Raw genomic sequence first — 25,454 nt, 5'->3', positions numbered from 1 at the left:
TTGAATAAGGTTCATGCCATAAAGGAATAAGATGGATTCGCTGCGATCCATGCGCGTGTTCGTCCGCGCCATCGAGTTGGGCAATTTCTCGGCGGTCGCGCGCGAGGAAGGCACCGGCCAGCCGACGATCAGCAAGATCGTCGCCGCGTTCGAAAAGGAACTCGGCGTACGCCTGCTCGAACGCTCGACCACGAGCCTCGCGCCCACCGACGAAGGCCGCCGGTTCTACGATCGCTGCAAGCGCGTGATCGACGAATACGCGAGCGCGGTGGCCGAGGTGCGCGGGCAAACGGTGCGGCCGGTCGGCAAGCTGGTCGTCAACGTGCCGCTGGGGCTGGGCGAGCTGAGGCTGAACGCGCTCGTCCTCGAATTCCTCGCCGCGTGGCCGGAGATCGAAGTCGAGCTGCAATTGACCGACCGCGTGATCGACCTGGTCGAAGAAGGCGTCGATGTCGCCATTCGCCTCGGCCACCTGCTGCCGCCGGATGCCGTGGCGCGCCACATCGCGTCGTCGCCGCGCCTGCTGGTTGCCACGCCGGGGTACGTGGCGCACGCACCGAAGCTGCGCCGGCCGGAAGACCTGGCGAAGCACGAGTACGTCGGCTACGCGCGTGCGGACATCGGCAACGAACTGGCCTTCGCCCGCGGCGACGAGCAGGTCGCCGTTCCGGTGCGCGGCCGGTATCGCGTGAACAGCTCGATGGCGCTGCGTGAATGCTTCCTGGCCGGAAACGCGGTGGGCAGCGGGCCGGCGTGGCTCGTTCAGGACCTGATCGACAGCGGGCAGCTCGTCCGGTTGCTGCCGAAGTGGGACATGGTGCCGCCGCATGCGCTGCACCTCGTGTATGCGTCGCGCCGGTATCTGCCGCTGCGGACCCGCACGTTCCTGCAGTTCATGGAGCGGCGGATTCCCGAGCTGCCCGGGTTCCATGCGACCACCGCCCCGACTGCCACGCCGACCGCGCCCGCACCGCGGCAGGCCCGCTGACCGACGCACGCCGCGGCCACGGCCGGCCCGGATGCCGATCCGCCACCGTTTTCCCGATCGGTCGAATCCCCGCCATTGCAGCGGCGCCGGCGGGCTGTTCGGCTAAAATGCCGCACTTTCCACCTTGTCCGGCCCGCTCGCCATGCAACCCGCCTCCCCCGCCCAACCCGCCGCCCACGGCGCCGACGTCGCAGATTCGGCCCGCGACCTCGTCTACGGCCCGAACGACCGGCCGGCGCCGATGGTCGCCTTCGTCGCCGCGCTGCAGCACCTGCTGGCGATCATCGTGCCGATCGTCACGCCCGGCCTGCTGATCTGCCAGGCACTCGGCGTATCCAGCCGCGATACGACCCTGATCGTGTCGATGTCGCTGGTGATTTCCGGCATCGCCACCTTCGTCCAGTGCAAGCGCTTCGGCCCGCTGGGCGCCGGCCTGCTGATCGTCCAGGGCACGAGCTTCAACTTCGTCGGCCCGCTGATCGCCGGCGGCAGCCTGATGGTCAAGCAAGGCACGCCGGTCGAAACCGTGATGGCCGCGATCTTCGGCGTCGTGATTGCCGGGTCGTTCGTCGAGATGGGCGTGTCGCGCATCCTGCCGTTCGTGAAGCGCCTGATCACGCCGCTCGTCACCGGCATCGTCGTGCTGCTGATCGGCCTCACGCTGATCAAGGTCGGCCTCATCAGCATGGGCGGCGGCTACGGTGCGATGGCCAACGGCACGTTCGCGAGCGCGGAGAACCTGACGCTATCAGGCCTCGTGCTCGGCACGATCATCCTGCTGAACCGCGTGCCGATCGTGTGGGTGCGCAGCACCGCGCTCGTCATCGCGCTCATCATCGGCTATCTCGCGGCCGCGTTCCTCGGCCGCCTCGACTTCACCGGCATGCACCAGGCCGCGCTGTTCCAGGTGCCGACGCCGCTGCACTTCGGCATCGGCTTCTCGTGGTCGCTGTTCGTGCCGATGCTGATCATCTACCTCGTCACGTCGCTCGAAGCGATCGGCGACGTCACGGCCACCAGCAAGATCTCGAACGAGCCGGTCGAAGGCCCGGTGTGGATGCAACGAATCAAGGGCGGCGTGCTCGTGAACGGCGCGAACTCGCTGCTGGCCGGCGTGTTCAACACGTTCCCGAGCTCGGTATTCGCGCAGAACAACGGCGTGATCCAGATCACCGGCGTCGCCAGCCGCTACGTCGGCATCTGGATCGCGGGGATGCTGGTGGTGCTCGGCCTGTTCCCGGTCGTCGCCGGCGTGCTGCAGGCCGTGCCGGAGCCCGTGCTCGGCGGCGCGGCCATGGTGATGTTCGGCGCGGTGGCCGCATCGGGCATCAACATCCTCGCGGGTGTCCATCTCGATCGTCGCGCACTGCTGATCATCGCGGTGTCGCTCGCGCTCGGCCTCGGCGTGTCGCAGGTGCCGGACATCCTCAACAGCCTGCCGCACGCGCTGAAGAACGTGCTGGAATCGGGTGTGGCGACGGGCGGCATCTGCGCGCTCGTGATGAACTGGTTCCTGCCGGAAAAGAAGTAATGGAGCTGGCGGTGCGAACCGCCTGACGACGCGGCGCCCGACGGGCCGCGCCGCCCGCCGTGTCACAGGGCTACCGCCCGCACGGCGGCGGCGATCGATCGTTAAACCCGGTCATATCGGCTTTGCCGATCGATCCGCGCTGGTTAGAATTGCTTCATGTCCTCAATCCCCGCACCCAACACCGCCCCCGAAGCGAGCGACGTCCCGGTCAAGGAACGCGCGACCGTCGTTTGCTATCGCGACGAGCAAGTCCTGCTCGTCGCCCGCGCGGCGTCGCGCTGGGCCCTGCCCGGCGGCACGATCAAGCGCGGGGAAACGCCGCTCGAAGCCGCACATCGCGAGTTGTGCGAAGAAACCGGCATGACCGGCCAGCATCTCGTGTACGCGATGCAGTTCACCGGGCTCGCCAAGATCCATCACGTGTTCTTCGCGGAAGTCACCCCGGAGCAGACGCCGCAAGCGAACAACGAGATCGAGAAATGCAAGTGGTTTCCGATCGACAGCGTCGACGGATTGCGCGCCAGCATTCCGACGAAGCGAATCGTCGAGCTCGTTTACCAACACGAAATCACCAAGGCGTAGCGCGCTAAGGACGAGCGCACTCATGGGCCGGCCGCCGGCCCTGATCGTCGTGCGTGAATCGGCGGCGCGCGAACGCTCAGTGCGCGCGCCTTCTGCGTAATTCGCGGGTGGAATAGACGACGAGGAAGATGCCCAGCATCGCGGCACCGGACGCCATGAAGTCGTTCGCGCTTCCCGAATTGCGCAGGACTTCGGGGAACATGCCGAGACTCAATCCTGCACCAGCAAGAAGCAATCCCGTCGCCACGCCCCAGATCGGTCCCGTGGTCTTGTCGATTTTATTTTTCATACAGCACCCGTCTACAGTCATTACCTGAACGGTATCGGCAAAGGACGCCGTATCTACCTTCAGTGATTCGACTATAGCCGGGAAATAATTCGCAGACCTTTAGTAATTTTCCCGATCAAGTTTCGGCAAGCGCAATCGATGGCACTGTCGCGCAATTGCACGTCGGTTGAAGCGTGCCGTGCCGAAAAGATGGAACGGGGTGGCGGAAGGCAGCAGGAGTCGAACCTACCCGGGAGTGTCTGACACCCCCAACTGGATTTGAAGTCCAGCCGTACCACCGGATACGAATGCCTTCCGTGGGAAAGAGAACCAGAAGAACAACGAGCGCCTACGCCTGAATACCCGCCCAACCGCTGTCAGGCCGCAGGAAGTGAAGATCGCGGTGGAAGCGAGTATACCCAACCCGGTCGAAGAACTCGAGAATCTGGATCGCGCGCTTGCGGCCGAGCCCCGTCGCGTCACGGAACGTCGCCGCATCGAGCCCGCCGCCGCGCGACGGCGCGAGACACGCGACCAGTTCCGTCAGCTCGCGCACGACGTCCGCGTGATAGAACAGGTCGCGCACGACCTGGTGCACGTCCCCACGCCGCGCGAGCTTGCGCAGCAAGGTACGCACCGCGTCTTCGGCGGCGCCCGTGTCGCGGGCCAGGTCGCGCACCCACGGCGGATCGAAGCGCCCCGCATGAAGCAGCGGCAGCAGTTGCTGCGCCAGCGCTTCCTCGCGCGGCTCGAGGTTCACCGCATGCGACGGCAGGTGCAGCCACGGCCCGCTTCGCGCGACTTCGCCACCGGCCACCAGCGCATCGACGAGCGCGCGCCACAGCGCATCGCCGGCGAGCGGCGCGGCCATCCGCCTCAGGCGCGCGGTGTCGAGCCCCTGCTCGTCGGGCATGCGCTCGTGATACTCGCGCAGCGTATCGATCGCACGCGTTTGCAGCGCACGCCAGTGCGCATGCGCAATCACCGCGCCGTCGTTCGACGCGGCGTCGCGCTGCCCGATCGCCAGCGCGTCATCCGGCAACGCCAGCGCGTTCGGTGCAAACCCCGTCAGATGCGTGAGCGTCGCGCGCGGGATGCCGAGCGGCGCCTGCGCGAGCAGCGCCTCGAGACGTCCTTCGTCGAGCCATTCGGCCAGCGCGTCGAGCCACGCGCGGCGCTGGGGCGTGCGACGCTTGCGCGCCGGCCCGAACGGGTCGAGCACGCGGCCGCCGCCGACCGTGCGCGTCGCCTGCGGATTGCGGACGATGAACCGGTCGCCCGGCAACGCAAACACCGGCTCGTCGAATACCAGTTGCACGCGCATCCGCTGACCGGCCGCGAGCGTGTCGCCGTCGAGCAGCGCGACATGCGCGACGCGATGCAACGTGCCGATATGCACGTGCAGCGGCGCCCAGTGCGTCAGCGTGAGCCCGGCATCCTCGAGCAGCGTCAGGTCGACGTCGAGACGCGGTGACGTCGCGACGAGCCGCGCATCGGCGACGGTGTCTCCTCGCTCGACATCGGCCTTGTCGACCCCGGCGAGATTCAGTGCGCAACGCTCGCCCGCGCGGCCGGCCTCGACCGGCCGGTTCTGCGCATGGATGCTGCGCACGCGCGCCGCGCCGCCCGTGCGCACGATCGCGAGCGTGTCGCCGGTCGCGACGCGGCCCGCGAACGCGGTGCCCGTCACGACGGTGCCCTGCCCCGCGAGCGTAAACACGCGATCGACCGCGAGCCGGAACAGCCCGTCGTCGCGCCGCGCGCGCCACGCGATCGCCGCGTCCGCCAGGTAACGTTTCAACGTGGCGACGCCCGGATCGTCCACAGCCGTCGCACGCGTTTCGAAGATCGGCACGCCGGCCAGCGTCGAATCGTGCAGCCAGGTGGCGATCTCGTCACGCACCTCGGCTACCCGCGCGGTGTCGACGCGATCACACTTCGTCAGCGCGACGGCGCCGTGCGTGACGCCGAGCAGTTGCAGGATCGCGAGATGCTCGCGTGTCTGCGGCATCACGCCATCGTCGGCGGCAATCACGAGCAGCGCGAAGTCGATCCCGCACGCGCCGGCCGCCATCGTATGAATCAGCTTCTCGTGGCCCGGCACGTCGATCAGGCCGAGCACGTCGCCATTGTCGAGCGGTGTATACGCATAACCGAGCTCGATCGAGATGCCGCGCGCCTTCTCTTCTTTCAGGCGATCGGTATCGACGCCCGTCAGCGCGCGCGCCAGCGTCGTCTTGCCGTGATCGATGTGTCCGGCGGTACCGACGATCATGCAGCGGGCCCCGCGAGCGGCACGCATTGGGCGACGAACACCGCCTCGTCGGCGGCTTCGAGGCAGCGCAGGTCGAGCCGCAGTGCATTGTCGGCCACGCGACCGATCACCGGGCGCGGCCATTCGCGCAGCCGCTTCTCGAGCTGCGCCAGCGCACGACCGCCGCGCTTGCCGTCCGCCGTGCGGACGACGAGCCCGGCGCTCGGCAACTGGTCGACCGGCAGCGCGCCGCTGCCGATCTGGCTGAACATCGGCTCGACCGTCACGTCGAACCCGCTGCCGAGCGTGGCCTGCAGCGCCGGACGCACGCGTTCGGCGGCCTCGGCGATCTCGCGCTGCGGGCGCGTCAGCAGGCGCAGCGTCGTGAGCCGGTCGCGCAGGAACTCCGGTGACTGGTAGAGGCGCAGCACGGGCTCGAGCGCCGCGAGCGTCAGCTTGCCGACGCGCAGCGCGCGCTTGAGCGGGTGTTTCTTGATCTTCGCGATCAGCGCGCGATCGCCGACGATCAGGCCGGCCTGCGGCCCGCCGAGCAGCTTGTCGCCGCTGAACGTGACAACGTTTGCGCCGGCGGCAACGGTTTCCTGCACGGTCGTCTCGTGCGGCAGGCCCCATTGCGACAGGTCGGCGAGCGTGCCGCTGCCGAGATCGACGGCAACCGGCAGCCCATGCTCGCGCGCGAGCGGCGCGAGTTCGGCAAGCGTCGCCTCCTTCGTGAAGCCGCTGATCGCGTAGTTGCTGCAGTGCACCTTCATCAGCAGCGCGGTGCGCGGGCCGATTGCGTCCGCGTAGTCGCGCAGATGGGTGCGGTTGGTCGTGCCGACTTCGCGCAGCCTGGCGCCCGCGCGGCTCATGATGTCGGGAATGCGGAATGCGCCGCCGATCTCGACCAGCTCGCCGCGCGACACGACCACTTCCCGCTTCGTCGCAAGCGCCGACAGCGCCAGCAGCACGGCCGCCGCATTGTTGTTGACGACGGTCGCGGCTTCCGCGCCCGTCAGTTCGCACAGCAGATCGTCGATCAGGTCGTCGCGATCGCCGCGGCGGCCCGTGGCGAGATCGAATTCGAGGTTGACGGGGCGCGTGAGCGCGTCGACCACCGCGCGCACCGCGTCGTCGGGCAGCAGCGCGCGCCCGAGGTTCGTGTGCAGCACGGTGCCGGTCAGGTTGAACACCGCGCGCACCGCGCCCGCGCTCTGTGCGGCCAGCGTATGCGCGACGGCCGCGGCGATGCGGGGCTCGTCGAGCGGCTCGGCCGACGCCGGATCGTGCTGCGCGGCGGACCGCCAGCGCTCGAGTTCGGCGCGCACCGCGCTCAGCACGCGCGTGCGGCCATAGTCCGCGATGAGCGGTTGCAGCGGCGCCGACGACAGCACGCGCTCGACGGACGGCACGCGCGCCAGCACGGCATTCAGTTCATTCACACCCGGTTCGGTCACGTAGTTGTGGCTCCAGTCTCATGCTTCGCAGTGGGCCGGCGCCAGTGCTCGCGCCCCGGCCCCTGCCGTCAATCCGCGTCCCGCGAGACATCCGGCCACAGCAGCGGGTTCGGCGAACTGCGCTGGTAGCCGGCCTCGTTCATCAGCAGGTCGAGCGTGAGACTCGCGAGATCGTCCGCCAGCGGCTCGAACTCGTAGTCCTTGTCCTGATAGCCGATCTTGCGATAGGTCTTGCACTCGTCGCACGATTCGGCCTTGACGGCTTCGCTGCCGCCCTCGATCCCGTGATACGCGATGCCCTTCGTCGAATCGCAGTGCGAGCACTTCGTGCGCACCATGTGCCACTCGGTCGTGCACAGCCCGCATTGCAGGAAACGGTAGCCCTGGTACTGGCCGCCGACCCGCACGACGCTTGCGACCGGATGCGTGCCGCACACGGGGCACAGCCCCGGCTGGTCGAGATACGGGACGTCGGCCGGTGAAACGCGGCTGGCGAGATCCGTCCAGACGACCTGCAGTGCCGCCATCAGGAACGGCGCGGTGGCCGGATCGACTTCGGCGAAGCGCAGCGCGAGGATCGCGTCGGCTTGCGCGTCGAGCTCGGCGGGTGCCATCAGGCGCAGCCGGTCGAGCAGCTTCGCGAGCTGCGGGTTGACGAGCCCGGCGCCTTCGACGCGGTCGAACAGTTCGTACAGCACGGCACGCCAGCGCGGATCGCGCTCGCCGTCGAGCGCCGGCACGAGCGGCATCGAATGCTGCTGCGCACGCGCGATCGTTTCCTTCGACGGCAGCGGCAGCTCGAGCGTTTGCAGCGTCGCGTGCTGCGCATCGGCGACGGTGGCCATCAGCCGCAGGTAGCCGCTGATCGGGTTCAGGTCGGCCAGCTTGCGCAGCCGCGCGGCGCGCGCCGAAAACGCGGTGGCGCGCTCCGGCAGGCGAAAGCGCGGGATGGCCGAATGATCGAGTGTCGAGATCTCGGTCGGTTCGAGGATGCGTTGTGTCACAAATATGTCTTCCAAAAAAACAAGCGCCGACGCATCGGCGCTTTCGGGCGGTTCCGGCGAAGGAGTGGACCGGCCCGCCGTGATCGGCGAGCCGCCCCGCTCCGGTGCGTTACTTCACGCTTTCACGGAACCACTTCGGGTGATGCTTGCGAGCCCAGCCCAGCGTGACGGTGCCGCGCACCATCGCGCCGATCGAGCCCTTCACCCACAACGCCGCGTAAATGTGCACGATGATGCTCGCGATCAGCACGAAGGCCGCCACGGCATGCACGACAGCGGCCGCGCGGATCACCCCGATCGGGAAGTAGAACGAGAAGTAGCGCCGCCAGATCACGACTCCCGACAGCAGGAGCAGCAGCAGGCACGCCACCAACGTAAAGAATAGCAGCTTCTGCCCGGCGTTATAGCGCCCGACAGGCGGCAGCTTGTCTTCCTGGTTGGTCAGCACGTCACCGATCTGCTTCAGCCACTGCCGGTCGTCCGCGTCGAGCGCGTTGTGGTGCCAGAAACGCACCACCAGGATCGCGAACGACACGAACATCACGAGGCCGACGAACGGATGCAGGATCCGCGTCCACTGGCCGCCGCCGAACAGCGCGGTCAGCCAGAACATCGACGGATGAAACAGCGCGAGCCCGGACAGCGCGAGCAGCACGAACGTGATCGCGGTGATCCAGTGGTTCGTGCGCTCGTTCGCCGAGTAGCGGACGATCAGGTTGGGGTCGTCGTGTTTCATTTCGCGTCCTCCTTGATGCGTCGCGCCTCGTCGCGCGCGGCGTTTTCCTCTTCGTCGCTTACCTCGTTCGGACCGACCCGGACATAGTGGAAGAACCCGGCGAGCGCGGTCAGCGCGATACCGGCGACCGCGAGCGGTTTCGCGATCCCCTTCCACAGCTTCACCATCGGGCTGATCGACGGGTTGTCGGGCAGCCCGTGGTACAGCGACGGCTTGTCCGCGTGGTGCAGCACGTACATCACGTGCGTGCCGCCGACGCCCTGCGGGTCGTACAGCCCCGCATGCTCGAAGCCGCGCTCCTTCAGGTCCTCGATCCGCTCGGCCGCGTGCTGCTTCATGTCCTCCTTGGTGCCGAACACGATCGCGCCCGTCGGGCAGGTCTTCACGCAGGCCGGTTCCTGGCCGACCGCGACGCGGTCGGAACAGAGCGTGCACTTGTATGCGCGATGATCCTTCTTCGAGATCCGCGGAACGTTGAACGGGCAGCCGGTCACGCAATAGCCGCAACCGATGCAGTTCTCCTCGTGGAAATCGACGATCCCGTTGTTGTACTGCACGATCGCGCCCGGCGACGGACACGCCTTCAGGCAGCCCGGATCCTCGCAGTGCATGCAGCCGTCCTTGCGGATCAGCCACTCGAGGTCGCCCGCCGGGTTCTCGTATTCGGAGAACCGCATGACCGTCCACGAATGCTCGGTCAGGTCGGCCGGGTTGTCGTACACGCCGACGTTGGTGCCAACCTCGTCACGCAGGTCGTTCCACTCCATGCACGCGGTCTGGCATGCCTTGCAGCCGATGCACTTCGATACGTCGATCAGCTTCGCGACACTCCCGGTCACCGGTTCGCGCACCGTGGGTGGTGGCGTCGTGGTGGCCGAGACGCGCTTGATATCCAGCGATTGCAATGCCATCTCTTCCCCCTTACGCCTTTTCGACCTTCACCAGGAACGACTTGAATTCCGGTGTATAGGAGTTGCCGTCACCCACGGACGGAGTCAGGGTATTGGCGAGATAGCCGGGCTTCGTCAGACCCTTGAAGCCCCAGTGCAACGGGACGCCGACCGTCTGGACCTTCTTGCCGTCGACCGTCAGCGGCTTGATCCGCTTCGTGACGAGGGCGACCGCGATGATGTAGCCGCGCTTGGACGACACCTTCACGCGCTCGCCATGCGCGACGCCGACTTCCTTCGCGAGGTCTTCGCCGATCTCGACGAATTGCTCGGGCTGGATGATCGAATTCAGCCGCGCATGCTTGGTCCAGTAGTGGAAATGCTCGGTCAGCCGGTACGTCGTCGCCACGTGCGGGAACTCCGCCACCTTGCCGAACGACGCACGGTCGTCCGGGAACACGCGGGCAGCCGGGTTGTTCAGCGCCTGCGGATTGTTCGGGTGCAGCGGGTTCGCGTCGAGCGGCGTCTCGAACGGCTCGTAGTGCTCGGGGAACGGACCTTCGTTCATCCCCGCGCGGGCGAAGAAGCGCGCGACGCCCTCCGGGTTCATGATGAACGGCCCCATCCCGTTTTCGGGCGATTCATCCACCTTGAAGTCGGGCACGTCGGCCCCCTTCCACGCGCTGCCGTTCCAGCCGATCAGCTTGCGGGTCGGGTCGAACGGCTTGCCGGCGACGTCGCACGATGCGCGGTTGTACAGGATCCGCCGGTTCGCCGGCCACGCCCACGCCCAGTTCAGCGTCTGGCCGATGCCGGTCGGGTCGGCGTTGTCGCGCCGCCCCATCTGGTTGCCGGCCTGCGTCCATGCCCCGCAGAAGATCCAGCAGCCGCTCGCGGTCGTGCCGTCGTCCTTCAACTGCGCGAACGCGGCCAGCTGCTCGCCCTTCTTCACGAGCGTCTTGGCCGGATCCTTCGGATCGGGCAGATCGGCGAGCGCCTTTCCGTTGAACTCCATTGCAAGCTCTTCGGGCGTCGGGCTTTCCGGGTTCGCGTACGGCCAGGTCAGGTTGACGATCGGATCCGGATACTTGCCACCGTCCGTCTGGTACATCTTGCGCATGCGCAGGAACAGCCCCGACATGATCTCGAGGTCGCTACGCGCCTCGCCCGGCGGCTCCGCGCCCTTCCAGTGCCATTGCAGCACGCGGCTCGAACTCACGAGCGAGCCGTTTTCCTCCGCGAAGCACGTGGTCGGCAGACGGAACACCTCGGTCTGGATCTTCGACGCATCGACGTCGTTGTAGTCGCCGTGATGCTTCCAGAACTCGGAGGTTTCGGTCGCGAGCGGATCCATGATCACGAGCCACTTCAGCTTCGCGAGGCCGGCTGCCGTCTTCACCTTCGAAGGCGACGCCGCAAGCGGGTTGAAGCCCTGGCAGATGTAGCCGTTCATCTTGCCGGCATTCATCAGCTCGATCACCTGCAGCAGGTCGTACTGCTTGTCCAGCTTCGGCAGGTAGTCGTAGCCCCAGTTGTTCTCCGCGGTCGCCGCGTCGCCCCACCAGGACTTCATGAAGCTGACGTGGAAGGCCTTGTAGTTCTTCCAGTAGCTCAACTGGTTCGGCCGCAGCGGCAGCTGCACGCGCTTCTTGATGTAGCCGTCGAAATCCTGCTCGGACTGCATCGGCAGCGTCATGTAGCCCGGCAGCAGGTTCGACATCAGCCCGAGGTCGGTCAGCCCCTGGATGTTCGAGTGGCCGCGCAGCGCGTTCATCCCGCCGCCGGCGATGCCGATGTTGCCGAGCAGCAACTGCACCATCGCGCCGGTGCGGATCATCTGCGCGCCGACCGAGTGGTGCGTCCAGCCGAGCGCGTACAGGATCGTGCCGGCGCGGCCGGGAACGGCGGTGGTCGCGAGCATCTCGCACACCTTCAGGAATTTCTCCTTCGGCGTGCCGCAGGTCTGCTGGACCATGTCCGGCGTATAGCGCGCGTAGTGCTGCTTCAGCAGGTTGTACACGCAGCGCGGATGCTGCAGCGTCGGATCGACCTTCACGAAGCCGTCGTCGCCGCGCTCGTAGTCCCAGCTCGATTTGTCCGGGTACGCATGCTTCTCCGCGTCGTAGCCGGAATAGATGCCGTCGTTGAACGCGAAATCCTCGCGCACGATGAACGAGAAGTCCGTGTAGTTCTTCACGTACTCATGCTGGATCTTGTCGTTCGTCAGCAGATAGTTGATGACGCCGCCCAGGAAGACGATGTCGGTGCCGGTGCGGATCGGCGCGTAGTAATCGGCCACCGAGGCCGTACGCGTAAAGCGCGGGTCGACGACGATCAGCCGCGCCTTGCGGTGCGCCTTCGCCTCCGTTACCCACTTGAAACCGCACGGATGGGCCTCGGCTGCATTGCCGCCCATCACGAGAATCACGTCCGCGTTCTTGATGTCGACCCAATGGTTCGTCATCGCTCCACGGCCAAACGTCGGGGCAAGACCTGCCACCGTCGGGCCATGTCAGACACGCGCCTGATTGTCGAATGCGAGCATCCCGAGGCTGCGGACAGCCTTGTGCGTCAGGTAGCCGACTTCGTTGCTGCCTGCCGACGCGGCGAGCATGCCCGTCGTGAGCCAGCGGTTGACCTTCGAGCCGTCGTCCGCCGTCTCGACGAAGTTCGCGTCGCGGTCGGCCTTCATCAGCTTCGCGATGCGGTCGAGCGCGTCATTCCACGAAATCGGTTCCCACTTGTCCGAGCCGGGCGCACGATACTCGGGGTGCGTCAGGCGGTTCGGGCTGTGGATGAAGTCGATCAGGCTCGCGCCCTTCGGGCACAGCGTGCCGCGATTGACGGGATGGTCGGGATCGCCTTCGATGTGGATGATGCTCGGCCGGGCGTTTTTCGCGCCGTCTCCGAGGCTGTACATCAGGATGCCGCAACCCACTGAACAGTAAGGACAGGTGTTGCGCGTTTCGACTGTGCGCGCCAGCTTGTACTGTCGGACTTCGGCAAGCGCTTCGGATGGAGAGAAGCCCATCAGGGCTAGACTCGATCCGGCAAGCGACGTAGCCGTCACCTTCAGGAACTGGCGCCGGGACATTTGTAGCATGGCTGGTCTCGGCGTTATTGTGGGGGTGGGGAAACTGAAAGGAATTATAGACAGTTCGCGCAACTATGTTCGAATCCTCGGATCAATACTGAATTGTCTGATTACCAACGATGATCCGCGTTCCACGCGCACCCGAACCGTCATGAAACGACAGATCACCTCCGAAGCCACCCGTCTCGCGCAACAACAGGCCAACTGGGCCCTCACCGCGTTCAAGCGCTTCTCGTCCGACCGCTGCTCCGCGATGGCCGCCGGCATCGCATTTTTCTCCGCGTTCTCGCTCGCGCCGATGCTCGTGATGGTGATTGCCGTGGCCGGCTGGTTCTACGGCGACGATGCCGCGCGCGGCCAGGTGTTCGAACAGGCGCACCAGCTGATCGGCGACGACGCGGCGGCCAGCATCCAGACGATCGTGCAGAACGCGCACCGCGCGGGCGAGCGCGGCGGCCTCGCAACGCTGATCTCGTTCGCCGCGCTCGCGATCGGCGCGTCGGCCACCTTCGCGTCGCTCAGCGCCGCGCTCAGCGTGATCTGGCCGGCCACCGAAAACCGCTGGTCGAGCATGCTCGGGCTCGTGCGCGTGCGGCTGATCTCGTTCGGGCTCGTGCTTGGCGTCGCGTTCCTGCTGATCGTGTCGCTCGTGCTCGACACCGCGATCACGTTCGTCGGCACCTGGCTGCTGGGCAATTCGCCGTACGTGATCGTCACGAACCTCGTGCAGTTCTTCGTGGGCATCGCGGTGCTCGCGGCCGCGTTCGCGTCGTTGATGAAGTTCCTGCCCGATGCGCGCGTCGCGTGGCGCGACGCCGCGATCGGCGGCGTCGTGTCCGCGATCCTGTTCTCCGGCGGCAAGAAGCTGTTCGCGCTGTACCTCGCGCATGCGGGCACCGCCAGTGCATTCGGTGCAGCCGGATCGTTCGCGGTCCTGCTGATGTGGCTGTACTTCTCCGCGATCGTGCTGCTGCTCGGCGCGGAATTCGCGGCGGCCCGCGGCAATGCGCATCGGCCCGCCGCTACCACCGCACCGGCCGCTTCGGCGCAAGCCGATCGCCCCATCGACCCCATGCGCGACGACTGACTCGCCCCTGTTCGCAACACCGTCGCGCGCACCGCGGCACGCCCCGCACACCCGTCCGCCGCTTTGCAACCACGCTGCCCGTCGCGCATTCGCGCGGCGTTGACACGTTCTTTGCATGCCCGCGCATTCGTTGCCGCAACCGCAAACGTTTGCAGGCATCCGTTTCCGCGCGCCAACGGGCCGAAACAGGCTGCCTGCCGCAATGCGCATCAACTAGCGAAACAATCGCACCGCAGCAATTGTCAACTTTTTCAAAAACAGAAACAGTCGTTAATGTGCTTGATATATATAGACTTTTTCTCGCTGTTACCTTTTCGAGACACTTTATTTTTTAAGCTTTCTTGCGTCGATGGCACTGAGCTATTCTCCAATCCGCAACAAATAACGATGAATCACTTGCGTGGAGATACTCAACGATGAAGAAACTCGCTCTCTCGACCCTCTCGCTCGCCCTGCTGGGTGCCGCTGGCGCTGCTCACGCTCAATCGAGCGTGACGCTGTACGGCGTGATCGACACGTCGATCGCCTACGTCCACGGCAACAACGGTCAAGGTAACAACTCGTGGCAAATGCTGTCGGGCAACCTGCAAGGCAGCCGCTTCGGCCTGAAAGGCGCTGAAGACCTCGGCGGTGGCCTGAAGGCGATCTTCCAGTTGGAAAACGGTTTTGATCCGGGCACGGGCCACCTGAACCAGGGCGGTCGCATGTTCGGCCGTCAGGCATTCGTCGGCCTCGAAAGCAACCAGTACGGCACGCTGACGCTCGGCCGCCAGTACGACCCGATCGTCGACCTGGTCCAGGCAGTCACGGCTGACAACTACTTCGGCAGCACGTTCGCAACGCCGGGCGACGTCGACAACAACGACAACAGCCTGCGCGTGAGCAACGCGATCAAGTACACGTCGCCGGTGTTCGCAGGCTTCCAGGCTGAAGGCATGTACGCCCTCGGCGGCGTGGCAGGCAAGACGGGTGCTGGCCAGACGTGGTCGGTCGCAGCGGCATACAACAACGGCCCGGTCGGCGTTGCTGCAGGCTACTTCTACGCGAACAACCCGTCGCCGACGGCCGCCGGCCTGCGCTCGGGCTGGGGTTCGACGACGTCGGACAACATCATCGACGGCCCGATCAACGCGGGTTACGTGACGGCGAAGTCGATCGCGATCGCTCAGGTTGCAGGTCAGTACGTGATCGGCCCGGTGACGGTCGGCCTCGGCTACAGCAACGCACAGTACAAGCCGGACGCATTCTCGGGCTTCAGCGCGACCCAGAAGTACAACACGGGTCGTGGCTTCGTGACGTACCAGGTCACGCCGCCGCTGCTGCTGGGCCTCGGCTACTCGTACACGAAGGCAAGCGGCAACACGGACGCCAAGTACCATCAGGTTTCGATCGGCGGCGACTACTCGCTGTCGAAGCGCACGGACGTCTACCTGGTTGGCGCTTACCAGCACGCGAGCGGCACGCAACTCAACGCGGACGGCACGACGTCGGCAGCGCAAGCTTCGATCGGCTCGTACGGCATCGCCGGCACGAAGTCGCAAGAGCTGGTCGCACTCGGCCTGCGCCACAAGTTCTAAAAACGACGTACCCGGCGTGCATGGCGTCTTCGGACGCCTTGCCGCCGAACTGGAAAGCCAGTCATCGGTTTCGGCCGTGGCTGGCTTTTTTTTCGTCCGTCGCCGGCGGGCCGCACGGCCTGCACCGGCCGACGGCCGACGCCCGGGCACCCGAACCACGTCAGCCGGCCGGCAGCGGCGCCAGGCGGCTGCTATACGCCGGCAACACGATTTCCCGATGCAGGGCGCTCTCGCTGTGTGCGCGCCGGACGACTACCATCCGCACTGTCGGTGCCATGAATCCGGTGCGACGGCCGTTCGTCCCGGCGTGTCGATTTCGACGGCCTTCATGCGTCGTATCGAGGTCGGCACGCGATCTGCGCCCCGGCCACTACAGACAGGAGATACGCCATGACGATTCAGAAGATCACGCCTTTCCTCTGGTACGCGGCGGAAGCGGAAGAAGCCGCCGCCTTCTATGCACGCATCTTTCCGGATTCGCGGATCGTGCGCGTCACGGCGGTGCCCGGCACCGACGGCACGCGGATGGTCGAGTTCGAGCTGTTCGGGCAGCCGTTCTTCGCGATGAGCCACCCGCGCACCGATACGTTCAACCACGCCATTTCGCTGCTGGTCAGCTGCGCCGACCAGGCGGAACTCGACCGCTACTGGAACGCCCTGCTCGACAACGGCGGCACGGCCGACGCCTGCGGCTGGCTGCGAGACCGCTACGGCGTCTCGTGGCAGATCGTTCCGGAAGCGCTGATCCCGATGATGTCCGACCGGGACCCGGTCAAGGCCGCGCGCGTGTCCGCTGCGATGATGCAGATGATCAAGCTCGACGACGACGCGCTGAAGGCCGCCTACGCCGGTACGGCGGGCTGACGACGCAGCACGTCGCACAGCGCGTGTGCGATGGCACGCCGGCTCGTCGACAGGCATCCGGCTCGACCGTGTGCGACGGTCGCGCCGATGCCCCTGATCTTCATCGGCGTCGCGCGCAAGCCGATCGCGTGCGCGGCATCTGCCGCTATGTCGACAGCATCGATTCAACCGTTCGCCGCGCGTAGCCGATGAATGCGGCAAGGGGTGCGCCCGACAGAATCGCCGCGTCTCCTTCACCGCCGAGATAGGCGGCACGCGCCGCCGCGACAACCGGCCGGTATGTTTCCGGCAGGCGCTCCAGCACCCATGTCGCGGCGACGTCCTTGGGCGCGATCCTGCCGGTCGCGGCGCTATACCAGATGCGCGCGAGCGCGAGCACCACGTTGCACTCGTCGCCGCGCCAGTCCGGTTCGGCATGCCACTGCGCAACGGTCGCCAGCAGCGCGGCGACAAAATCCCGTGCGGGCACCGGTTCGAGCAGCGTAGCCGCCGGCGGGCCGGCCAGCACGACACTGTGCTGTCGCACCTTCGTCAACAGGATCGCCAGATCGTGATCGACGAGCGGCGGTTCGACGATGCCGGCCTCGAGGTCGCGACGCAGCCACTCGCCGAACTGCAGTTCGCGACGCGCCGGGTGACGCCACGGCAAGACTGCCTCGTGCGCGACGATGGTCACTTCCAGTGCGCGCATGCCGTCGGTACGACCGGGCGGCGCCGACACGGCAAGCAGGTCGAGCATCAGCGCGCGCCGCGTCGGCTCGTCGGGACGGGCCGATACGGTCACCAGCAGGTCGATGTCGCTGCGCGGTTTCAGTCCGCCGTCGAGCGCCGATCCGAACAGGTGGATTGCCGTGAGCGTCGCGCCGAGATGCCGCTCGATCGCGTCGCACGCGGCAGCGACCTGGGCTGCGATTTCGTCGGGCATGGGTTCAGTCACGATGCGTGTGTCTCGCACAATGCGCACGCAACCGTCGCAGCGAGCGCGACGGGCAGCGGCTGATCCACTGCAAGCGCGGAATGCGGATCGCCGTCCGTCATCGCGCGTGCACCGCACATCATCCTGCGTGCGTCATGTGTCGAACCGGACCTTCCACCATTTCGCTGCTTCGCTGCTTCGCTGCTTCGCTGCCGCGCGATTTGCGCAGCGCAATAAAAATCCCCGCACGCTTTCGCGTACGGGGATCGTCGGACATCGCAGCGGTTGCCGACATGCATTCGGCAACCGCTGCGCGGCATTACGCCGCCGCGTCCTTCAGCTTCTTCAGCGCACGTGCCTTCACGCGCACGCTGGCCGGCTTCGCCGGGAACCAACGCTCTTCGCCCGTGAACGGATCCTTGCCGAAGCGCTTCTTCTTCGCCGGCACGACTTGTGCCGTGATCTTCAGCAGACCCGGCAGCGTGAACTCGCCCGCGCCCTTCTTGTGGACCGAGCCCAGCACGACGTTCTCGAGTGCGACGAGCACTGCCTTGACCGCCTTCACTTCGACAGCTGCGCGCTCAGCGATGTGCGTTGCGAGCGATGCCTTCGTGAACTTGTCCTTCAGCGGCGTCGGAGCGGCCGGTGCCGCCTTCGCGACAACCTTCTTGGCCACTACTTTCTTCGCGGGCGCAGCCTTTTTGGCAGCCACTTTCTTGGTGGCCGGTGCGGCAGCCTTCTTGGCCACCTTTTTTGCGGAAGTCGCCATGTTTCTCCTACCAGGTGTGGTCGTTGGATACACGAAGCGTGCAACGCGCGCGCTTCAACGCCGGATTCTACAAGCGCCTTGACGCTTCGTGCAGTACTTTTGTGCGTTTTCGCGGGGTTTCCCGCAGGTTTTTTTGCATGCGACCGATTTCATCGACGCTCCAGCATCAAAAAACGCCTTCACGTATGCACCCGAATGCGAATTACGTTCGATATTTGCGCACCTATACTGGGCTCGCTCAATGCCCGGATGCCTCCATGCGCGAAGCCAGATACGTCAAAGGACTCGACGGCCTGCGAGCCCTCGCCGTCATCCTCGTTTTCCTGTCCCACAAGGGCCACGTCCTTGCCGTCGACGTCGGCAAGCTTGGCGTGTGGACGTTTTTCCTCATCAGCGGATTCCTGATCGTCGGCGAGCTGCATCGCAACCGCCAGGCGGTCGAGTGCGGCGCCATGACGCGCCGCCATGCGCTCGCGCTGTTCCTCGCGAAGCGCGCGCTGCGGATCTTTCCCGTGTATTACCTGCTGCTCGCCGCGCTCGCGATCGCGCACGCACTGTTCTACCAGCGCGGCGTCAATCTCGGGCTCGCGTGGCACGCGGTGTTCCTGTCGAATTACTGGATCGGCGTCGTCAAGGACGGCTGGCCGGGCTCCACGTCGCATTTCTGGAGCCTCGCGGTTGAACAGCAGTTCTATCTGATCGCGCCGCTCGCGCTGCTTGCGGTGCCCGCCGCGCGACACGTCGCGCTCGGCATCGCGGCCGTCGTGCTGTGTGCGCTCGCGCATCTCGCGCTCTACCTGTCCGACGCGTCGCCGGTGCTGATCTACGCGTTTTCCCCGTGGAATTTCGCACTGATCGCGCTCGGCGGCGTCGGCGCGATGGCGCTCGCCGACCGTGGCACGGCCGCCGTGCGCCGCGTTCCGCCCGGCTGGCTCGGCGCGGCGGGCGTCGCGTTCTTCCTCGTGCTGCCCGCGTGCACGGCATTGCCCGACGCGATCGCGGGGCTCGCGGATCTCGGCCTGTCCGCATCGCTCGGCGCGCTGCTGCTGTGGATCGTCAGCGAACCCGAGCATCCGGTCGTGGCGCTGCTCGACTGGGCGCCGCTCGTCTATCTCGGCACGATCAGCTACGGCTTCTACCTGTTCCACAACCTGATTCCGACGCGCTTCGGCGTGCTGCCCGCGCACGTCGCGCACGTGGCCGTACCGGAAATCGTCCGCGACACGCTACCCGAGATGCTGCAGTTCGCGCTCGCCGTGCTGCTCGCGCACCTGTCCTGGCGCTATCTCGAAAAGCGGCTGCTCGACTTCAAGAAGCCGGTCGCCGCGATGCTGGCCCGGCATTTCGTCACGCGGCCGAGCACGTCGGCACGTTGAACGCCGCATGGACGCGGCAACGATCGAACGGGAAAGCGGCGTTTCAGGCCACACCCCGGAACGGAAGCTCGGCAAGCGAGGCGTCGCGTCATCGACCGGCGCCGGCACAACCGGTGCGGTCACGAACGTCGATGTCCATCGCGCAGCGGAACCGCCGATCCAGCCACCCGGTCGCCCGCGGCGGCACCGGTTTCAGGCGTGACGCAATTTCTTTGTCGGAGCGCCCCGCTCCGCACACGGCACCGCTTTCGACGCCAACCCGATGCAGCACACTCGCCGACCGCGCGCACCACGATCACGCACCGGGCACCCACACACGCAAAAAAGCCCCGGCGCGCGAGCGGCCGGGGCCAACGGAACAACCACCACCTGAAACAACGGAGCGCGCGGCTGCTTAGGCGACAGCAGCCAGCGCGGGCAAGCAGGTACGCAGGTAGGCCTCGAATTCGCGGCTCACTTCCGGATGCTGGAGCGCGAGCTCGACGGTGGCCTTGAGATAGCCGATCTTGCTGCCGCAGTCGAAGCGCGTGCCGTAGTAGCGATACGCGAGCACCTGCTCGTTCGCGAGCAGCGACTGGACCGCATCGGTCAGCTGCAGCTCGCCGCCGGCGCCCGGCTTGAGCTTGCGCAGGTGATCGAAGATCGTCGGCATGAACACGTAGCGGCCGACCACGCCGAGATTCGACGGCGCATCTTCCGGTGCCGGCTTCTCGATGATGCCCGACAGCTTGATGATGTCCTCTTCCCATTCGCGGCCTTCGACGACGCCGTACGAACGGCTGTCCTCGCGCGGGATCGTCTCGACCCCGATCACCGAGCTGTGATAGTGGTCGAACACGTCGACCAGCTGCTTCAGCACCGGCTGTTCGCCGTGCAGCAGGTCGTCGGCGAGGATCACCGCGAACGGCTCGCCGTGCACCAGCTTCTCCGCGCACAGCACCGCGTGGCCGAGGCCGAGCGCTTCCGGCTGGCGCACGTAGAAGCAGTTCACGTGGCTCGGCTTGATGCCGCGCACGAGCTCGAGCAGCTTTTCCTTGCCGCGTGCCTCGAGTTCGGCCTCGATCTCGTACGACTTGTCGAAGTGATCCTCGATCGCGCGCTTGCTGCGCCCGGTGACGAAGATCATCTCGGTGATACCTGCGTTGATCGCTTCCTCGACCGCGTACTGGATCAGCGGCTTGTCGACGACGGGCAACATTTCCTTCGGGCTCGCCTTCGTTGCCGGGAGGAACCGCGTGCCGAGACCGGCAACGGGGAACACGGCCTTGGTGACTTTCAACATGTTCGCATCCTGATTGCGTTGACTGCGCCGCGTTGACCAGCGACCCGGCGCGATTGTGTTCCGAACGGCATATCGAGAATCGACGGTCCTGCCAATTCGACTCCGCTCATTTTCGATATGGACTGATTGCCCAATGATTCCGGAAAAAATATAATCCCTTCAACCCGGTCGATATTGCCGAGCCGAGTGTCGAAGCAGAAACAAATTACCGATTTTCCAGATACAAATTCTTACGATTCGAATTCCTCGATATAGGGCACGCCGCCCCGTTCGAGACCCGGGCGAATCGGTTCGTTCTTCAGCGCCTCGCGGTACGCCGACAGCACGGCCATGACCAGCAGTACTGCAGCGCTCGCGATCCAATGCATGTCCATCTTGCCGCTCCTTGCATCAATCAACTGGAGCTTCAAACTATCAGAAAAAAATCGGCAAATAATTGACCCGCCTCGCGGAACCGCTTTCTGAACGCGATAAAACCATGATGTGGAATTCCGATATTTCCCGGCGATATTTTTTTATTCATTGATCGAATTCTTGCGCATTACGATTGGATGAAACTTTCCGTCCATCCGTCGCAAGGAATCGAATCGCATGCAAGCTCTCAGCGGATCGTCTCTGACCGCGCCGCCCGTCGCCGATCACAAGGAACACGTAATCGACGCGATGCGCGGCTTCGCGGCGCTGCTCGTTGCCTACTTCCACTGCCGCCAGGTCGTCTGGGTCGGCATGCAGAGCTTCCATCACGCTTACGGTCATGCGCTCACCCCGAGTGCGATCGCCGGCTACCTGACCTTTCCGTTCGCGTGGGGCTCCGCCGGCGTGCCGATCTTCTTCGTGATCAGCGGCTACTGCATCCACCGCAACGCGGCGCTCAAGCTCGCGGCCAATCCCGCGTACCGGCTCGACGCGCCGAACTTCTGGGTACGCCGGTTCGCGCGCATCTACCCGGTGCTGCTCGCCGCGCTGCTGTTCACGCTCGCGCTCGACTCGGTCAGCCTGCAGATCGAGCCGGTCAGCCACAAGATCCGCGACGTCGGCCTCGTCGCCTTCCTCGTGAACCTGTTCTCGCTGCAGGGCGTCGCCGGCTACACGTACGGGTCGAACGGCGCGCTGTGGACGCTGTCGCTCGAAGTGCAGTTCTACGCGATCTACCCGCTGCTGTTCGCGATCCGCCGGCGCATCGGCATGCCGGCGGTCGTGGCCGCGGTCGCGCTCGTCAACGTCGCGTCGGCGTGGCTGCTCGAACGGCACGACCTGCAGTTCTTCACGTCGTACTGGCTGTCCTGGACGATCGGTGCGTGGATCGCCGACGTGCGTGCGCAGCAGGCACGCGGCGCGGCCGTCGTGCCGTCGCGCGCGTGGTATGGCGCAGCCGCCGTGCTGCTGGCCGCCGGCTGCGGCGCGTTCCATTTCGGCCAGTACGGCGCGTTCCAGCTGTGGTCGGCCGGCTTCGCGTGCTTCCTGTACCGCGCGCTCGCCCGCCCGCCGCGCCCGACGACGCCGCTGCGCGTGCTGAGCTGGTTCGGCGACTTCAGCTACTCGCTGTACCTGATCCACCTGCCGCTGTTCGTCTGCCTCGGCTCGGTGCTGTTCCATTCCGAGCTGCAGCTGTCGATCTGGCCATCGTTCGCGTTCATGGCCGCCGCGATCCCGGTCGCGTACGTGTTCTACCGGATGTTCGAACGGCCTGCGATGACGTGGTCGGCCAGCTTCAAGCCGGCCCGGCCCGCCCGCGTCGTCACGCCGGCGCCCGAGCGGGCCGCCTGACCCGGCCGGAACGCGGTCCCGAGCCCCCGCGCGGCGTCCCGCTGCGCGGGGGCTTTTTCATGGCCTGAGCGCGCCGGCACGCCGGGTTGATGCGGACGGGCAGTCCCGCGGCGGGCGGCCGCGCTACGGCCTGCCTGGGCCGTCTCCGACCGGTTTTCGCCACCGGGGCTGCGTGGGCGCGGCCTTCTGGCATCACCTTCTGGCATCACCTTCTGGCATCACCTTCTGGCATCACCTTCTGGCATCACCTTCTGGCATCACACTCTGGCGTCACCCTCTGGCATCGCCCTCTGGCATCGCCCTCTGGCATCACCCTCTGGCATCACCCTCTGGCATCACCCTCTGGCGTCGCCTTGTCCCGTCGCCAACCACTCCCTCCCAATCGACGACCGGCCAAGCGCCCGCCCGACACGGCGCACAACAACCTGCCCACCACCCGCCCGACACACACCCCGGCGCCGAAAGACAAAGCCCCCACGCAGCGCATCGCCGCATGAGGGCTCGTTTCCCGCCGGCTCGCGCCGCTTACGGCTTCTTCGCCTTCGCGGCCTTCGCCGTATCCGCGAGAATCTTCTCGACCCGCTCCACATAGGTTTCGGTGCCGAACCGGCGCACCGCCGTCGCGCGCCCGCTCGCGACGAGCCGCTCGCGCAACGCGCCGTCGCGCTTCAGCGTATCCAGCGCATCGGCCAGCGCGGTCGCATCGCCCGGCGCGCAGAGCAGCCCGTTGTCGCCGTCCTCGATGATCTCGACGACACCGCCCGCGCGGGCCGCGACGACCGGCCGGCGCGCGAGCATCCCCTCGACGATCACGCGCCCGAACGGCTCGGGCGTGATCGACGTGTGCGCGACGACGTCGACCGCCGTCATGCACGCGGCCACGTCGCGCTGGAACCCGAGGAAATGCACGCGCCCGCCCATCCCGTGCCGCGCGACGTATTCGTGCAGCTGCGCGGCGTATTCGTCCTCGCCGAACAGCGGCGCGCCGACCAGCACCACGTGCATGTCGGGATGCCGCGCGGCGGCCTCCAGCAGCACGTGCTGCCCCTTCCAGTGCGCGAGGCGGCTGAACGAGCCGACCAGCCATGCGTGCTCGGGCAACCCCAGCCGCGTGCGCAGCGCGGCCTGGCTGACGCCTTCCAGCGCATCGAACGGTTCGGCCGAAATGCCGTTGAACACGACGTCGACGTGCTGCGGCGTGAAGCCCGTCAGCGCGCGGAACGCCTGCGCGGACGCGTCGGAGTTCGCGATCACGCGCGTGACGCCGAGCCGCGCGCAGTACTTGATCGCCAGCAACTGCTTGCTGCCGAAATGGTCGGTGCTGACGATGTCGCGCAGATGCCACACCACCGGCTTGCGCGCAAGCCGCCCGGCCAGCGCGGCGACCACCATCGCGCGCTGCGTGTTCGCGTAGATCACCTCGGCGCGGCGCGCGCGCCGTGCGACGTCGCGCACCAGCCGCACGAGCTGTTTCACCGCGCCGACCGATACGCCGCCCTGCTTGCGCACGCCCGCGAGCGCGCCCTGGTCGACCACGTCGACACGCGCGCCGATCTCGTCGAGCGCCGCACGGAACGGGCCGTCGTCGAACAGCAGCACGTCGGCGTTCGCGCGCATGTGCTTCATGATCTCGAGCAGCGACAGCTCTGCGCCGCCGAGCACGCCGCTCTGGTCGAGCACGAGCGTCGCCGGGCCGCGCGCGACCGGCATCGGCGTGACAGCCGTGCCGCGCTGCGCGGTCGAGCCGGGCAGCGCGGCTTCCACATAGTCGAGAAAGCGCCGGCGGAATTTATCGGCGGAAAATCGCTCCGCATTCGTGCGGCATGCGTTCGGCGTGAAGCGCTGCGGCGCGCGCTCGAAATCGTCGACGGCCGCGACGATCGCATGCGGTGTCTGTTCGTCGAAAAAGAGCCCGGTCGGATTCAGGTTCGATTGCGGGTCGAGCACGGTTTCGAGCGCGCCGCCCTTGCCGTACGCGATCACCGGCGTGCCGCACGCCTGCGCCTCGACCACCGAGATCCCGAAATCCTCCTCGGCCGCGAACACGAACGCCTTCGCACGGCGCATCCGGTCGTGCAGCACCGCGAACGGCTGGTAGCCCATGATCTCGACGTTCGGGCCGGCCTTCGCACGGATCTTCTGCATCTCGGGGCCGTCGCCGATCACGACGAGCTTGCGCTCGGGCGTGCGCGAGAACGCGTCGACGATCAGGTCGATCTTCTTGTACGGCACCATCCGCGACGCGGTCAGGTAGAAATCCTCTTTCTCCGCGTTCAGCGAAAACGCGTCGACGTCGACCGGCGGGAAGATCACCGCCGCGTCGCGGTGGTAGACCTTCTTGATGCGCCGGGCGATGAACGCGGAGTTCGCGACGAAGCCGTCCACCGCGTTCGCGGTGCGCGTATCCCAGTTGCGGATGTAATGCAGGATCATCCGCGCGAGCAGCGATTTCGGCCCGCGCGTGAGGTTCGACTGCTCCAGGTACTGATGCTGCAGGTCCCATGCGTAGCGGATCGGCGAATGCACGTAGCTGATGTGCACCTGGTCCGGCCCCGTCAGCACGCCCTTCGCGACCGCGTGGCTGCTCGAGATCACCAGGTCGTACTCCGACACGTCGAGCTGCTCGATCGCGAGCGGCATCAGCGGCAGGTAGCTGCGGTACTTGGTGCGCGCGAACGGCAGCTTCTGGATGAACGATGTCGTCACCGGCTTGCCGCGCACGAACGCGCGATCGTCGAGGAAGTCGACGAGGCTGAACAGGTCGGCGTCGGGAAAGCACGCGACGATCTGCTCGAGCACGCGCTCGGCGCCCGCATAGGTGACGAGCCAGTCGTGGACGATCGCCACGCGCATCGTGCGCGATGCATGGCGCGTGCCGGCGCGTTCGGCCGGCACGGACCGGCGCAGCGCGGCGGCGTCGCCCGCTTCGGCCACCGCGGCATCGGCGGTGGCGAGATTCAATACGGCGTGTTCCGCCAGATCGCGATTCATCAGTCGCTCCATGAAACCCTG

The 25,454-nt window shown here is 66.4% G+C and carries 20 protein-coding genes and 1 tRNA gene; 8 read left to right on the top strand and 13 right to left on the bottom strand.

Translation table 11 applies throughout. From position 1 onward, the window contains the following. Positions 1–31 precede the first annotated feature (31 nt). The 3 genes from BDI24065_RS13675 (at position 32) to BDI24065_RS13665 (ending at position 3,101) form a co-directional block, all read left to right on the top strand. A complete protein-coding gene (locus BDI24065_RS13675; RefSeq protein WP_175031713.1) occupies positions 32–988 on the top strand; it encodes a LysR family transcriptional regulator in 957 nt (318 codons plus the stop codon). A gap of 142 nt (positions 989–1,130) precedes the next feature. Further along, the gene (locus tag BDI24065_RS13670; RefSeq protein ID WP_175031712.1) at positions 1,131–2,519 is read left to right on the top strand and encodes a nucleobase:cation symporter-2 family protein; all 1,389 of its coding nucleotides are present in this window, start codon (positions 1,131–1,133) and stop codon (positions 2,517–2,519) included. A gap of 156 nt (positions 2,520–2,675) precedes the next feature. Next, on the top strand, positions 2,676–3,101 hold the full coding sequence (locus tag BDI24065_RS13665; protein WP_175031711.1) for an NUDIX hydrolase: 426 nt from the start codon (positions 2,676–2,678) through the stop codon (positions 3,099–3,101). Positions 3,102–3,177: 76 nt separating this feature from the next. On the opposite strand, the gene BDI24065_RS13660 is transcribed toward BDI24065_RS13665, so the two are convergent. The 8 genes from BDI24065_RS13660 to fdnG all read right to left on the bottom strand — a co-directional run bounded on the left by BDI24065_RS13660 (position 3,178) and on the right by fdnG (position 12,813). Continuing rightward, positions 3,178–3,390 (bottom strand): hypothetical protein, encoded by a 213-nt coding sequence (locus tag BDI24065_RS13660; protein ID WP_175031710.1) that lies wholly within the window; start codon positions 3,388–3,390, stop codon positions 3,178–3,180. 200 nt (positions 3,391–3,590) lie between these two features. Then, positions 3,591–3,686: transfer RNA gene (locus tag BDI24065_RS13655), tRNA-Sec, on the bottom strand. A 32-nt stretch (positions 3,687–3,718) separates the two neighbouring features. Next, positions 3,719–5,644, bottom strand: coding sequence for a selenocysteine-specific translation elongation factor (gene selB, locus BDI24065_RS13650; protein ID WP_175031709.1), 1,926 nt, complete (start codon positions 5,642–5,644; stop codon positions 3,719–3,721). Beyond that, entirely contained in the window at positions 5,641–7,080 is a 1,440-nt protein-coding gene (gene selA, locus BDI24065_RS13645) for an L-seryl-tRNA(Sec) selenium transferase (RefSeq protein ID WP_175031708.1), read from the bottom strand. The genes selB and selA overlap by 4 nt, the downstream gene beginning before the upstream one ends. Positions 7,081–7,148: 68 nt before the next feature. Further along, positions 7,149–8,084 (bottom strand): formate dehydrogenase accessory protein FdhE, encoded by a 936-nt coding sequence (gene fdhE, locus BDI24065_RS13640; protein WP_175031707.1) that lies wholly within the window; start codon positions 8,082–8,084, stop codon positions 7,149–7,151. A 109-nt stretch (positions 8,085–8,193) separates the two neighbouring features. After that, entirely contained in the window at positions 8,194–8,820 is a 627-nt protein-coding gene (locus BDI24065_RS13635; RefSeq protein WP_039370262.1) for a formate dehydrogenase subunit gamma, read from the bottom strand. Beyond that, entirely contained in the window at positions 8,817–9,731 is a 915-nt protein-coding gene (gene fdxH, locus BDI24065_RS13630; RefSeq protein WP_175031706.1) for a formate dehydrogenase subunit beta, read from the bottom strand. Before fdxH ends, BDI24065_RS13635 begins: the two co-directional genes overlap by 4 nt. A gap of 10 nt (positions 9,732–9,741) precedes the next feature. Next, positions 9,742–12,813, bottom strand: a complete 3,072-nt coding sequence (gene fdnG / locus BDI24065_RS13625; RefSeq protein ID WP_175031705.1) for a formate dehydrogenase-N subunit alpha — start codon at positions 12,811–12,813, stop codon at positions 9,742–9,744. A 142-nt stretch (positions 12,814–12,955) separates the two neighbouring features. On the opposite strand from fdnG, the gene BDI24065_RS13620 reads away from it, so the two are divergent. The 3 genes from BDI24065_RS13620 (at position 12,956) to BDI24065_RS13610 (ending at position 16,332) form a co-directional block, all read left to right on the top strand. Beyond that, on the top strand, positions 12,956–13,891 hold the full coding sequence (locus tag BDI24065_RS13620) for a YihY/virulence factor BrkB family protein (RefSeq protein WP_175031704.1): 936 nt from the start codon (positions 12,956–12,958) through the stop codon (positions 13,889–13,891). 416 nt (positions 13,892–14,307) lie between these two features. Continuing rightward, positions 14,308–15,468, top strand: a complete 1,161-nt coding sequence (locus BDI24065_RS13615) for a porin (RefSeq protein WP_175031703.1) — start codon at positions 14,308–14,310, stop codon at positions 15,466–15,468. A gap of 390 nt (positions 15,469–15,858) precedes the next feature. Beyond that, entirely contained in the window at positions 15,859–16,332 is a 474-nt protein-coding gene (locus BDI24065_RS13610; RefSeq protein ID WP_175031702.1) for a VOC family protein, read from the top strand. Between the two features lie 145 nt (positions 16,333–16,477). Here the strand turns inward: BDI24065_RS13610 and BDI24065_RS13605 are convergent, their stop codons facing one another. Further along, positions 16,478–17,269 carry an AadA family aminoglycoside 3''-O-nucleotidyltransferase gene (locus BDI24065_RS13605; RefSeq protein ID WP_175031701.1) on the bottom strand — a complete coding sequence of 264 codons (792 nt, stop codon included), beginning with the start codon at positions 17,267–17,269 and terminating at the stop codon, positions 16,478–16,480. Between the two features lie 298 nt (positions 17,270–17,567). Beyond that, positions 17,568–18,017 carry an HU family DNA-binding protein gene (locus tag BDI24065_RS13600; protein WP_011355701.1) on the bottom strand — a complete coding sequence of 150 codons (450 nt, stop codon included), beginning with the start codon at positions 18,015–18,017 and terminating at the stop codon, positions 17,568–17,570. A 257-nt stretch (positions 18,018–18,274) separates the two neighbouring features. On the opposite strand from BDI24065_RS13600, the gene BDI24065_RS13595 reads away from it, so the two are divergent. After that, complete coding sequence (locus BDI24065_RS13595) at positions 18,275–19,393, top strand: acyltransferase family protein (RefSeq protein ID WP_175031700.1); 1,119 nt, start codon at positions 18,275–18,277, stop codon at positions 19,391–19,393. A gap of 394 nt (positions 19,394–19,787) precedes the next feature. Here BDI24065_RS13595 and galU read toward each other — a convergent pair whose 3' ends face one another. Continuing rightward, positions 19,788–20,675 carry a UTP--glucose-1-phosphate uridylyltransferase GalU gene (gene galU / locus BDI24065_RS13590; protein ID WP_011548079.1) on the bottom strand — a complete coding sequence of 296 codons (888 nt, stop codon included), beginning with the start codon at positions 20,673–20,675 and terminating at the stop codon, positions 19,788–19,790. Between the two features lie 230 nt (positions 20,676–20,905). Further along, the gene (locus BDI24065_RS13585) at positions 20,906–21,049 is read right to left on the bottom strand and encodes a hypothetical protein (protein WP_006479318.1); all 144 of its coding nucleotides are present in this window, start codon (positions 21,047–21,049) and stop codon (positions 20,906–20,908) included. Positions 21,050–21,266: 217 nt separating this feature from the next. Between BDI24065_RS13585 and BDI24065_RS13580 the strand changes: the two genes are divergently transcribed. Then, a complete protein-coding gene (locus BDI24065_RS13580) occupies positions 21,267–22,442 on the top strand; it encodes an acyltransferase family protein (RefSeq protein ID WP_175031699.1) in 1,176 nt (391 codons plus the stop codon). 525 nt (positions 22,443–22,967) lie between these two features. Here the strand turns inward: BDI24065_RS13580 and BDI24065_RS13575 are convergent. Further along, a complete protein-coding gene (locus BDI24065_RS13575) occupies positions 22,968–25,433 on the bottom strand; it encodes a glycosyltransferase family 4 protein (protein WP_175031698.1) in 2,466 nt (821 codons plus the stop codon). Between the last annotated feature and the right edge of the window lie 21 nt (positions 25,434–25,454).

Source organism: Burkholderia lata, from assembly GCF_902499025.1.
In the GTDB taxonomy this organism is placed as follows: Bacteria; Pseudomonadota; Gammaproteobacteria; order Burkholderiales; family Burkholderiaceae; genus Burkholderia; species Burkholderia lata_C.
This window is presented reverse-complemented; position numbering and strand designations above follow the sequence as displayed.

What these genes read in the sequence shown, in the direction of transcription:
- BDI24065_RS13665 (WP_175031711.1), top strand. Translation starts at nt 2,676, where the DNA reads ATGTCCTCAATCCCCGCACCCAACACCGCCCCCGAAGCGAGCGACGTC.
- BDI24065_RS13615 (WP_175031703.1), top strand. Translation starts at nt 14,308, where the DNA reads ATGAAGAAACTCGCTCTCTCGACCCTCTCGCTCGCCCTGCTGGGTGCC.
- galU (WP_011548079.1), bottom strand. Translation starts at nt 20,675, where the DNA reads ATGTTGAAAGTCACCAAGGCCGTGTTCCCCGTTGCCGGTCTCGGCACG.
- BDI24065_RS13580 (WP_175031699.1), top strand. Translation starts at nt 21,267, where the DNA reads ATGCAAGCTCTCAGCGGATCGTCTCTGACCGCGCCGCCCGTCGCCGAT.
- BDI24065_RS13660 (WP_175031710.1), bottom strand. Translation starts at nt 3,390, where the DNA reads ATGAAAAATAAAATCGACAAGACCACGGGACCGATCTGGGGCGTGGCG.
- selB (WP_175031709.1), bottom strand. Translation starts at nt 5,644, where the DNA reads ATGATCGTCGGTACCGCCGGACACATCGATCACGGCAAGACGACGCTG.
- BDI24065_RS13600 (WP_011355701.1), bottom strand. Translation starts at nt 18,017, where the DNA reads ATGGCGACTTCCGCAAAAAAGGTGGCCAAGAAGGCTGCCGCACCGGCC.
- BDI24065_RS13595 (WP_175031700.1), top strand. Translation starts at nt 18,275, where the DNA reads ATGCGCGAAGCCAGATACGTCAAAGGACTCGACGGCCTGCGAGCCCTC.
- BDI24065_RS13575 (WP_175031698.1), bottom strand. Translation starts at nt 25,433, where the DNA reads ATGAATCGCGATCTGGCGGAACACGCCGTATTGAATCTCGCCACCGCC.
- BDI24065_RS13635 (WP_039370262.1), bottom strand. Translation starts at nt 8,820, where the DNA reads ATGAAACACGACGACCCCAACCTGATCGTCCGCTACTCGGCGAACGAG.
- fdxH (WP_175031706.1), bottom strand. Translation starts at nt 9,731, where the DNA reads ATGGCATTGCAATCGCTGGATATCAAGCGCGTCTCGGCCACCACGACG.
- BDI24065_RS13610 (WP_175031702.1), top strand. Translation starts at nt 15,859, where the DNA reads ATGACGATTCAGAAGATCACGCCTTTCCTCTGGTACGCGGCGGAAGCG.
- BDI24065_RS13585 (WP_006479318.1), bottom strand. Translation starts at nt 21,049, where the DNA reads ATGGACATGCATTGGATCGCGAGCGCTGCAGTACTGCTGGTCATGGCC.
- BDI24065_RS13675 (WP_175031713.1), top strand. Translation starts at nt 32, where the DNA reads ATGGATTCGCTGCGATCCATGCGCGTGTTCGTCCGCGCCATCGAGTTG.
- BDI24065_RS13670 (WP_175031712.1), top strand. Translation starts at nt 1,131, where the DNA reads ATGCAACCCGCCTCCCCCGCCCAACCCGCCGCCCACGGCGCCGACGTC.
- BDI24065_RS13620 (WP_175031704.1), top strand. Translation starts at nt 12,956, where the DNA reads ATGAAACGACAGATCACCTCCGAAGCCACCCGTCTCGCGCAACAACAG.